This window comes from Streptomyces sp. NPDC030799, from assembly GCF_055572255.1.
Genome location: NZ_JBVIDS010000008.1, coordinates 166,159 through 176,987 on the forward strand (window position 1 = coordinate 166,159; position 10,829 = coordinate 176,987).

The 10,829-nt window shown below is 71.6% G+C and carries 10 protein-coding genes; 3 read left to right on the forward strand and 7 right to left on the reverse strand.

Annotated features, from left to right (window positions below):
* The first annotated feature begins 4 nt into the window (after nt 1-4).
* From ACZ41I_RS21425 to ACZ41I_RS21435, 3 genes are all read left to right on the forward strand, one after another.
* Entirely contained in the window at nt 5-511 is a 507-nt protein-coding gene (locus tag ACZ41I_RS21425; protein WP_363220493.1) for a PadR family transcriptional regulator, read from the forward strand.
* The gene (locus tag ACZ41I_RS21430) at nt 508-1,260 is read left to right on the forward strand and encodes an ABC transporter ATP-binding protein (protein WP_363220494.1); all 753 of its coding nucleotides are present in this window, start codon (nt 508-510) and stop codon (nt 1,258-1,260) included. Before ACZ41I_RS21425 ends, ACZ41I_RS21430 begins: the two co-directional genes overlap by 4 nt.
* A 164-nt stretch (nt 1,261-1,424) precedes the next feature.
* On the forward strand, nt 1,425-3,674 hold the full coding sequence (locus tag ACZ41I_RS21435) for an ABC transporter permease (protein ID WP_468514903.1): 2,250 nt from the start codon (nt 1,425-1,427) through the stop codon (nt 3,672-3,674).
* Nucleotides 3,675-3,695: 21 nt separating this feature from the next.
* Here ACZ41I_RS21435 and ACZ41I_RS21440 read toward each other — a convergent pair whose 3' ends face one another.
* From ACZ41I_RS21440 to ACZ41I_RS21470, 7 genes are all read right to left on the reverse strand, one after another.
* Complete coding sequence (locus tag ACZ41I_RS21440) at nt 3,696-4,493, reverse strand: DsbA family protein (protein ID WP_468514808.1); 798 nt, start codon at nt 4,491-4,493, stop codon at nt 3,696-3,698.
* 142 nt (nt 4,494-4,635) lie between these two features.
* Entirely contained in the window at nt 4,636-6,288 is a 1,653-nt protein-coding gene (pgi, locus tag ACZ41I_RS21445) for a glucose-6-phosphate isomerase (RefSeq protein ID WP_468514809.1), read from the reverse strand.
* A gap of 52 nt (nt 6,289-6,340) precedes the next feature.
* Entirely contained in the window at nt 6,341-7,609 is a 1,269-nt protein-coding gene (locus ACZ41I_RS21450; protein WP_468514810.1) for an MFS transporter, read from the reverse strand.
* Between the two features lie 124 nt (nt 7,610-7,733).
* Entirely contained in the window at nt 7,734-8,069 is a 336-nt protein-coding gene (locus tag ACZ41I_RS21455) for an RNA polymerase-binding protein RbpA (protein WP_003957010.1), read from the reverse strand.
* A 245-nt stretch (nt 8,070-8,314) separates the two neighbouring features.
* The gene (gene secG / locus ACZ41I_RS21460; RefSeq protein WP_202515434.1) at nt 8,315-8,545 is read right to left on the reverse strand and encodes a preprotein translocase subunit SecG; all 231 of its coding nucleotides are present in this window, start codon (nt 8,543-8,545) and stop codon (nt 8,315-8,317) included.
* Nucleotides 8,546-8,659: 114 nt separating this feature from the next.
* Nucleotides 8,660-9,436 carry a triose-phosphate isomerase gene (gene tpiA / locus ACZ41I_RS21465; protein WP_363213681.1) on the reverse strand — a complete coding sequence of 259 codons (777 nt, stop codon included), beginning with the start codon at nt 9,434-9,436 and terminating at the stop codon, nt 8,660-8,662.
* 6 nt (nt 9,437-9,442) lie between these two features.
* Nucleotides 9,443-10,654 carry a phosphoglycerate kinase gene (locus ACZ41I_RS21470; protein ID WP_468514811.1) on the reverse strand — a complete coding sequence of 404 codons (1,212 nt, stop codon included), beginning with the start codon at nt 10,652-10,654 and terminating at the stop codon, nt 9,443-9,445.
* Nucleotides 10,655-10,829 lie beyond the last annotated feature (175 nt).

Genomic DNA, 10,829 nt, shown 5'->3' on the forward strand with positions numbered 1-10,829 from the left:
ACGAGTGCGCCTGCCCCTCCTGGCACTCCTCGCCCGTGGCCCGGCTCACGGCTACGAGCTGAAGCAGGACCTTGAGCAACTGCTGGGCTCCGCGTACCCTCAGCCGAACGTCGGCCAGATCTACGTCACCCTCGGCCGCCTGGAGAAGACGGGACTGATCGAGGGCGAGGACGTCGAGCAGTCCAGCCGGCCCAACAAGAAGGTCTACCACCTCACCGACGCCGGGCGCGAGGCGCTGCACGCCTGGTTCGAGGAGACCGAGGACGAGCCGCGGGTGCGGGACGAGTTCTTCATGAAGCTCGCCCTCGCCCCGCAGACCGGTCTCGCCGACCAGATAGCCCTCATCAACAAGCAGCGGCGCCAGTACCTCACCACCATGCGCAACCTGTCGAAACTGGCCGCGGCCGAGAGCCGGGACAACCGAATCGCCCACCTGCTCATCGAGGGCGCGATGCTGCATCTGCAGGCCGACCTCGACTGGCTGGAGCGGTGCCAGGAGGAACTGGAATGAGCGAGCACGCTGCTGCGGTGCTGCGCGCCGAGGGCCTGGTGAAGACCCACCACGGCGAGGGCGCGCCCGCACATGCCGTACGCGGGGTCGATCTGTCCGTGGCCCGCGGCGAGTTCGTCGCGATCACCGGCCCGTCCGGCGCCGGGAAGTCCACGCTGCTGCATCTGCTCGGCGGGCTGCAGCGGCCCGACGAGGGCAGCATCTGGCTCGACGGCCGGTGCACGGACTCCTTCAGCGAGGCCCGCTGGGCGGTCGAGCGCCGCAAGGCGATCGGGATCGTGTTCCAGTTCTTCAACCTGGTGTCGAACCTGTCGGTGGCCGACAACGTCGAGCTGCCCGCGCTGCTGGCCGGCGTCCCGCCGAAGAAGGCGCGCGCCGAACGCGAGGAGCTGCTGGCCGAGCTGGGGCTCGCGGGCAAGGAGCGCAGCATGCCGGGCGAGCTGTCCGGCGGCGAACAGCAGCGGGTCGCGCTCGCCCGGGCCCTGGTCAACCATCCGCCACTGCTGCTGGCCGACGAGCCCGCCGGAAGCCTGGACAGCAAGGGCACACGTGAGGTGATGCGGCTTTTGTCCCGCTTCCACGGGCGCGGGCAGAGCATCGTGCTGGTCACCCATGACGCCCGGCTGGCGAGCGCCGCCGACCGCGTCATCAGCTTCTTCGACGGCCGCATAGCCGACGACGCGCGCCTGGACGGCGCACCCCCGTCCCGGAAGTCGGGGATCTCGGGCGTGCTGGAGCTGAGGGACTGATGGTGGTACGCGGTCCGGACAGCGCCCCGAAGGGGGGCGGGACTGTGTCCGATGTGCGGCTGCCGCCGGACGAGCCCGGCCAGCCACCACGGCGCCGCACACGACCGACGGCCCACCGCGGGACGTTCAGCGGCGCAGCCGGCCGGCGCTGGGCGCACTCCGATCTGCGCACGCATCGAGGCGAGGCGCTCTTCCTCGTGCTGGCCACCGCCGGAATCGTCGCCTCGCTGCTGCTGGCCACCGCCCTGTTCGGCTACGCGACCAACCCCTGGCAGCGGATCTTCGCACAGGCCCGCGGGGCACACGTATGGATCCACACGGTCGCCTCCGCGGACACCGGCAAGCTCGCCCGACTGGGCGGCGTCGAGTCCGTCGCCGGCCCCTACCGCACCGAGTCCGCCACCGTCGCCGTGCGCGGCAGCCGCGCCTCCGTGGAACTGCGCGGCGTCTTCCAGCGGCCCTCCGTCGGCCGGCCGCTGCTCACCGCCGGGCACTGGCTGGATCCGGCCGAACCGGACGGCGTGGTGCTGCAGAGCAGCCTGGCACGGGCCCTGCTGGCCGAACCGGGTGACACCCTCACGCTGCCGGGTACCGCCCGCACCCTGACCGTCGAGGGCATCGCGGACAGCGCCGAGCCGCACTACAACCCGGGCGAGCAGCCGGGGCTGGTCTGGGCGCTGCCGTCCGCCGTGCGCGCCCCCGGCGGCCAGGTGATCGGGCTGCGCCTGGCCGACCCGGGCGACACGGACTACGCGGTGCAGCGCGCCGTCACGGTGCTGGGCGCGGGCGCGGTCGGCGAGGTGTCCACCTGGCAGCAGGCGCGCGCCGCGGCCCAGGGCGACAACCGGCTGCTCGGCCAGGTGCTCGGCCTGTTCGGCCTGGGCGCACTGGTCGCCGCGGGGCTGGCCGTGCACGGGGCGATCGCCACCCGCATCCGGGGGCACCTGCGGGACCTCTCGGTGCTGAAGGCGATCGGTTTCACACCCGGCCAGGTCGTCCGGGTCTTCCTGCTGCAGCACCTGGCGTACGCGCTGCTCGGCTCGGTGGCCGCCGCGGCACTCACCGAGGCCCTGGGCAGCCGGATCCCCGGCCGGCTCGGCGACGCCGTGGGCGTGTGGCAGGGACTGCCGGGGCACACCGTGGCGCTGTTCGTGGTGCCCGTCGGCGCGGTGCTGTTCATCGGCCTGACCACGGGGCTCGCGGCCTGGCGGGCCGGGCGGGTGCCGCCGGTTCCGGTGCCGCGCCCGGTCGCGCCGGCCGGCGGCGGGCTGACCGGGGCGGCCCGGCGCGCGCTCGGGCTGGGGCTGCCGGCCGCGCTGGTCCTCGGCTGCCACAAGGCGTGCGCGGGACGCGGCCGGTCGCTGGCCACCGTGGCCCGGCTGACGCTGCCGCTGCTGCTGATCGTGGTGGCGCTCGGCGCCTGGACCACGATCGACCGCTTCCACGGCAGCCCGGAGCGCGTGGGCATGCCGACGGCCCTCACGGTCCGCTCCGACGGCGCCCTGGACGCGTCCGCCGTACGGTCCCTGCTCACCGCCGATCACCGGGTCACCGGCGCCTATCCCGGGGTCGAGGTCGCCGCGCTGGTCCCCGGCCAGACCGGCACCATCGCGCTGCGCGGCGTCGGCACCCGTGCCGCGCCCTACCCCTACGCCCTCGCCGAGGGCCGAACCGCACGGGGACAGGATGAGGCGGTGGCCGGCCAGGGCCTGCTGGACCTGCTGCACGCGCGGGTCGGTGACTGGGTGCGCATGACGGTGGGAGACCGGCCGCAGATCCTGCACATCGTGGGCCGCAGCATCGAAACGCAGAACGCCGGCCGGGTCGTCACCACCTCCCTGGACACGCTCCGCGAGAACGACCCGGGCCTGTCCCCCGCCTTCTACGAGCTGCGGCTGCGCCCCGGCGCCGACCCGCAGCGCGTGGCCACCGCGCTGTCCGCGGCCGGCCTGGGCCACCTGGACGTGCACCCCGTGGACAACCCCGCCGACGGGCTGTCCCCGCTGCGCGCCGTCGTCGCCGGGCTGATCGCCGTACTGGCTCTGATCGGGCTGGTCGAGCTGCTCACCGCCATCGGCGGCAGTGTCCGCGAGAGCGAGCGGGATGTGCTGGCGCTGAAGGCGATCGGCATGTCCCCGCGGCAGATCACGGCGATCACCGTCACGGCGACGAGCTGTACGGCCCTGGCCGCGGCGCTCGCCGCCACGGCGCTGGGACTGCCGCTGGCCCGCCGGCTGATCGACGCCCAGGGCAGCTCCAGCGGTATCGGTGCCGGTATCGCCCAGTCCCCCTCGCCGGCGCTGCTGCTCGCCGTGGGCGCGGCAGCCGTGCTCGGGGCGGCGGCGCTCGCCGCACTGCCCGCGGCCCGCGCGGCACGCGGACGGCTCGCGGACACGCTGAGCGCGGTGGCCTGACGGACGTCGGAGGGCAGGGAATCAGGCAGTCGGCTTCTGCCACTGCTCGGGGTGGGCCCGGACCTTCGCGAGCAGACCGGAGAAGACGTCACCGTCGAACAGCACGCCGTTGTACTCGGCGGGGACGCGTACGTCGTTGATGTCGGCGGTGGGGGTGCCGGGGCCCTTGGGGTCCTGCGCTCCGCCCGCCTTCTCGTACGCCCTCTCCGACCGGGTCACGAACGAGCGGTACTTCATGGTCTTCACGGCCGAGTCGAAGTCCGGCCCGCGCAGTCCGGGGACCCGCCCGGCCAGCTTCAGCAGATACGCGTCGGTGAAGCCGTCGACGCTCTCGGCGGGCTGGTGGGCGTAGAGCACGTCGTGGTATTCGGCGAACCTGCCCTTGTCCAGCGCGGCCCGCAGGGCGTTGACCGCCTTTTCGGAGCCGGCGCCGGTGAGCCGGTCGTCCAGGAAGGAGGCGAGGGTGTACTGGGTCTTCGTCTCCCGCCGGACGGTCGCCGCGCGCAGCTGCGGGGCGCCGCCGGTGGTCTCGAACTCCTTGCACACGGGGCACCGCGGGTCCTCGTACAGGTGCACGGCCACCGGGGCGGCCGGGTCCCCGACCGTGATGGTCGTCCCGTCCTTCCCCAGCCGCTCGGGCACCTCCGACAGCCCGGAGTAGTGCGGCCGGGCCGGGCTCGTGGCCGTGCCCTTGGCCTTTCCGTCGGCCGTGGGCCCGCCGTCCTTGGACTCCGCCGGCTGGTGTCCGCTGCCGCAGCCGACCACCGACACCCCGATGACGGCCGCCGCGACCGCCGCGGCGAACCCTCTGTGCACCATGCGCCTTCCTCCCCTGAAGATCACTCGAACCTTAGGGGATGCGCAAAGAGACCGCACGAAAGGGTCGCCGCGACGGCCCGGCCGGCCGGCACGGGGCCGATCAGCACGAGCCGGTCATCATGAGCCGATCCGCATGAACCGATCAGCTCCGGCCGCGCAGCTCGCGGTACTTGGCGACCAATGCCTTGGTCGAGGCGTCGAGGCCCGGCACCTCGGCTCCCTCCGTGAGGGCCGGCTCGACCCGCTTGGCGAGGACCTTGCCCAGCTCCACGCCCCACTGGTCGAAGGAGTCGATGTTCCACACCGCGCCCTGCACGAACACCTTGTGCTCGTAGAGCGCGATCAGCTGGCCGAGGACGGACGGGGTGAGCTCCTTCGCCAGGATGGTCGTCGTCGGCCGGTTGCCCTGGAAGGTCTTGTGCGGGACCAGTTCCTCCGGGACGCCCTCCGCGCGGACCTCCTCGGCACTCTTGCCGAAGGCGAGCGCCTGGGTCTGGGCGAAGAAGTTGGCCATCAACAGGTCGTGCTGGGCCTTCAGTTCACCGCTCAGCTCGGCCACCGGCTCGGCGAAGCCGATGAAGTCCGCCGGGATCAGCTTGGTGCCCTGGTGGATCAACTGGTAGTAGGCGTGCTGGCCGTTGGTGCCCGGGGTGCCCCAGACGACCGGCCCGGTCTGCCAGTCGACCTGCTTGCCGTCCCGCGCCACGTACTTGCCGTTGGACTCCATGTCCAGCTGCTGGAGGTAGGCGGTGAACTTCGACAGGTAGTGGCTGTACGGCAGCACCGCGTGCGACTGGGCGTCGTGGAAGTTGCCGTACCAGATGCCCAGCAGCCCCAGCAGCAGCGGCGCGTTGGCCTCGGCGGGCGCGGTGCGGAAGTGGTCGTCCATCAGCCGGAACCCGTCCAGCATCTCCCGGAACCGGTCGGGCCCGATGGCGATCATCAGGGAGAGGCCGATCGCCGAGTCGTACGAGTACCGGCCGCCGACCCAGTCCCAGAACTCGAACATGTTGTCCGGGTCGATGCCGAACTCGGCGACCTTCTCGGCGTTCGTGGACAGGGCGACGAAGTGCTTGGCCACCGCGCTGTCGTCACCGAGCGCGTCCAGCAGCCAGGTACGGGCGGAGGTGGCGTTGGTGATCGTCTCGATGGTGGTGAAGGTCTTGGAGGCGATGATGAACAGCGTCTCGGCCGCATCCAGGTCACGGGTGGCCTCGTGCAGGTCTGCGCCGTCCACGTTCGAGACGAAGCGGACCGTCAGCTCGCGGTCGGTGAAGCTGCGCAGCACCTCGTACGCCATCGCGGGGCCGAGGTCGGAGCCGCCGATGCCGACGTTGATCACGTTCTTGATGCGCTTGCCGGTGTGGCCGGTCCAGCTGCCGGAGCGGACGCGGTCGGCGAAGTCGCTCATCTTGTCGAGCACGGCGTGCACGGCCGGCACCACGTTCTGCCCGTCGACCTCGATCACCGCGTCGCGCGCGGCGCGCAGCGCGGTGTGCAGTACCGCGCGGTTCTCGGTGACGTTGATCTTCTCACCGCGGAACATGGCGTCCCGGAGGCCGAACACGTCCGTGGCGGCGGCCAGCTCACGCAGCAGCCGCAGCGTCTCGTCGGTGACGAGGTGCTTCGAGTAGTCGAGGTACAGATCACCGGCCTGGAGCGTGTACCCCGCGCCGCGCCCGGGATCGGCGGCGAACAGCTCCCGCAGATGGGTGTCGGCCAGCTCCTCCCGGTGCTTGGCGAGAGCGGTCCATTCGGGCGTCTGGTTGAGCCTGGTACGACCGTCTGCGTTCATTTCCGACTTCCGCCTTCTTTCGTGCCTGTCCCAGCTGTTCCAACCTAATTGATCACCGCGCGGCGCGAGCCGTCGTGACGCCGTCGTCGGGCGCAACAACAGGTACGTCCGGCTTGCCGGCCGGTATCAGCGCGGTGACGGACAGGACGAAGAAGAAAGCCGTGAGCAGGGCCGGGGTGTTCCGCCCCCAGGCCGTGGCCACGGCGCCGCCGAGCAGGGCACCCAGCGGGGCCCCGGCGACGGCGAGCGTACGGAAGGCGGAGCCGACCCGGCCGAGCATGTCGGCGGGGGCTCGCTGCTGCATCAGCGTCGTCGTGTTGACGTTCCACAGCATGCCCATGCAGCCGAAGACGGCGAGCGCGGCCACCGTGGCGGCCAGGCTGCGCACGGTGCCCATCACGACGAGCGCGGCGGTCTGCGCGGTGCCGGCGAGCAGGACGGTCCGCAGGGCGCCGAGCGCCGCCGTGGTCCACCGGTTCAGCACGCCGCCGGTCAGAGCGCCCACGGTGTACGCGGTGGCCGCCGCCGCGTACCCGGTCGTGCCCGCGTCCAGCCAGCCGGTCACGAGCACCACCAGAGTGGCCATCAGTGCACCCATGCCGACGTTGCACAGGGCCGTGGCGGCACAGAGCCCGCGCAGCGCCCGGTCGCGCCCCAGGGTGCGCAGCCCTTCGGCGATCTCCCGGCGCAGGGTGCTGCCCGCCTGTCTCCGCGCGCGCTCGGATGCGTGTGTCCGCAGGGAGGCGACCAGCGCGGCGGCCACGAGGAACGTGATGGCGTCGGCCGCGAAGGGGACGGCCGCCCCGACGGCGATCAGCACCGGCACGACCGGCGCGCCCAGCAGACCACCGGCGATCCTCTGTCCCGTCATCAGCCGGGCGTTGGCACTGCCGAGCGACCGCCGGTCCACCAGGGCCGGCAACAGGGCCGTGGAGGCGTTGTCGAACAGCGTCTGGAGCGTGGTCAGGGTGAAGGCCAGGGCGATGAGCAGCGCGATCGAGGCGTGGCCCGAGGCGACGGCCACCGCGAAGGAACCCATGAGCAGACCGCGTACGGCGTCCACGGTCCACATCGCGCGCCGCTGGTCCACCCGGTCGGCGACGGCTCCGCCGAGCAGCCCGAAGACGATCCAGGGCAGGTAGCCACAGGCGGTCACGGAGGCGATGAGCAGGGGCCGGTCGGTCAGCGAGGCGGCGAGCAGCGGCAGCGCGGCCGTACGCAGCGCGTCGCCGAAGCTGGACAGCACGGCGGCGCTCCACAGCCGCCCGAATCCTCCGCGCCACGCGGGCGCATGCCTCTCCCCGGTCCCGACCGACGTCACAACTCCCCCTCGCGGTTTCGCCTTCACGAAAAACCGTAGAGGGTGCCACTGACAACGGGCCGGCCGCGAGCGGGCGAAGACGGCTCCGGCCAGGCACCTCAAGGCGCCCGGCCGGTGTCAAGTGCTAGATCTCGCCCCGCAGTTTGGCGAGCGCCTCGGCGAGGATCGCCTCGCCGTCCGCGTCGCTGCGCCGCTCCCGTACGTACGCGAGGTGCGTCTTGTACGGCTCGGTGCGCGGCGGGTCCGGGGGGTTGTCCCGGTCCTGGCCGGCCGGGAAGCCGCAGCGCGGGCAGTCCCAGGTGTCGGGAACCTGCGCGTCGCTGGCGAAGCTCGGCTGCGTCTCGTGCCCGTTGGAGCACCAGAAGGAGATGCGCAGACGCGGCGCGGACTCGCCGCGCTCGGCCTCGCCCATCGGCCCCGCCCCGACCCGGCTTCCCCGGATCGCGTTGCCACTTGCCACGGTCGTAACTCCCTGCGTGATGGTGCCGCGAAGCGAGTCGGCGTTCCGCTTCGCCGCGAGCGCCTCAGTCTACGTAAGGCCCAACGCGCGTCCAGTGATTGGAGTTACAAGGTCCCCGCTCATAGACGCAAGCCCCATGATAGGCCGCGCTCAGGAGCGCGTACCGAACATGGGGCCTTACGTACCGAATATGCGTGATGTGGGTGCTGCGCGGCTGTCAGCTCTCCGTCTTCAGCCTGTCGTCTTCAGCTGTTCGTCTTCATCAGGATGCCGAGGACAATGATGGACGCGAACCACAGCAGACCGATCACGATGGTGATCCGGTCGAGGTTGCGCTCGGCGACCGAGGAGCCGCCGACGGAGGACTGCATGCCGCCACCGAACATGTCGGAGAGGCCGCCGCCCTTCCCCTTGTGCATCAGCACCAGCAGCATCAGCAGCAGGCTGAAGACGATCAGGGCGATCGAGAACCCCAAAACCACGGCTGGACCAACTTCCTCGGATTCGGATGGACGACGGGGGCACAGCATTTCGGCCGTGCCCCCGCAAGGGTACGACGTATCGCCGCTACCGCCTACTCACAGCTCGTGTCACTGATCGCGGAAGCGCACGATCTTGACGAACTCGTCGGCGTCCAGCGAGGCACCGCCGACCAGGGCGCCGTCGATGTCGGCCTGGGCCATGATCTCGGCGACGTTGCCCGACTTCACGGAGCCGCCGTACTGGATGCGGACCTTGTCGGCCACGTCCTGGGAGTACAGCTCGGCGATCTTGGCGCGGATGGCGGCGCAGACCTCCTGGGCGTCCTCGGCGCCGCAGACCTTGCCGGTGCCGATGGCCCAGACGGGCTCGTAGGCGATCACGACGGTCTCGGCCTGCTCGGCCGGGAGGTCCTTCAGGCCGCCTTCGACCTGGGCGAGCGTGTGGGTGACATGGTTGCCCGCCTCGCGGACGTCCAGCTCCTCGCCGACGCACAGGATGGGGGTGAGGCCGTGCTTGTAGGCGGCCTTCACCTTGGCGTTGACCAGCTCGTCGGTCTCGTTGTGGTACTGGCGGCGCTCGGAGTGGCCGATGACCACGAACGTGCACTTGAGCTTGGCCAGCATCGGGCCGGAGATCTCACCGGTGTAGGCACCGGAGTCGTGCTGCGAGATGTCCTGGGCGCCGTACTTGATCTTGAGCTTGTCGCCGTCGACCAGCGTCTGCACGGAGCGCAGGTCGGTGAAGGGCGGCAGGACGGCGACCTCGACGGCCTCGTAGTCCTTGTCGGCCAGGGCGAAGGCGAGCTTCTGGACGTGTGCGATGGCCTCGAGGTGGTTGAGGTTCATCTTCCAGTTGCCCGCCATGATCGGCGTGCGAGTCGTCATGCGAGGTCAGTCCTCCAGTGCGGCGAGGCCGGGGAGCGTCTTGCCCTCGAGGTATTCGAGGGAGGCGCCGCCACCGGTCGAGATGTGGCCGAATGCGTTCTCGTCGAAGCCGAGCGTACGCACGGCCGCGGCGGAGTCACCGCCGCCGACGACGCTGAAGCCGTTCGAGTCGACGAGGGCCTGGGCGACCGCCTTGGTGCCCTCGGCATAGTCGGGGTGCTCGAAGACGCCCATGGGACCGTTCCAGAACACGGTCTCGGCGTCGGCGAGCTTCGAGGCGTACAGCTCTCGGGTCTTCGGGCCGATGTCCAGGCCCTCCTGGTCGGCGGGGATCCGGTCCGCGTCGACCACGGCGTGCTCGGTCGGGGCCTTGGTCTTCAGGTCCGGGAAGGTCCGGGAGACCACGACGTCGACGGGGAGCACCAGCTCTACGCCCTGCTTCTCGGCGCGCTGCATGTACTCGGTGACGGCCGGGAGCTGGTCCTCCTGCAGGAGGGAGATGCCGACCTCGTGGCCCTTGGCCTTGAGGAAGGTGTAGGCCATGCCGCCGCCGATGAGCAGCCGGTCGGCCTTGCCGAGCAGCTGGTCGATGACGGCGAGCTTGTCGGAGACCTTGGCGCCGCCGAGCGCGACCACGTAGGGGCGCTTGACGTCCTCGGTGAGCTGCTTGAGGACACCGACCTCGGTGGCGATGAGGTGGCCGGCGTAGTGCGGCAGCTTCTTCGCCAGGTCGTAGACCGAGGCGTGCTTGCGGTGGACCGCGCCGAAGCCGTCACCGACGTAGACGTCGGCGAGAGCGGCCAGCTGGTCGGCGAACGCACCGCGCTCGGCGTCGTCCTTGCTGGTCTCACCGGCGTTGAAGCGCAGGTTCTCCAGGACGGCGACCTGGCCGTCGACGAGACCCGCGACCGTGTCCTGGGCGGACCGGCCGACGGTGTCGGTGGCGAAGGCCACGGCGGAGCCGAGGAGTTCACCCAGGCGGGAGGCGGCCGGGGCGAGGGAGAAAGCGGGGTCCGGGGCGCCCTTGGGGCGGCCCAGGTGCGAGGCGACGACCACCTTGGCGCCCGCGTCCGCGAGCGCCTTGACGGTGGGCAGGACGGCACGGATACGGCCGTCGTCGGTGATGGTGCCGCTCGCCAGCGGCACATTGAGGTCGGCGCGGACGAAGACCCGCTTGCCGCTCACGCCGGCGGCGAGAAGTTCGTCGATCGTCTTCATTGAGTGGACTCCTGAGGAGGGCTCGTGGTGCACCTGATCGTAAAAGGACGTGGTCCGTACGCGGGACAGGGGCCGGGGGGGGGGGGGGGGGGGGGGGGGGGGGGGGGGGGGGGGGGGGGGGGGGGGGGGGGGGGGGGGGGGGGGGGGGGAGGGGGAGGGGGGGGGGGAGAGGGCG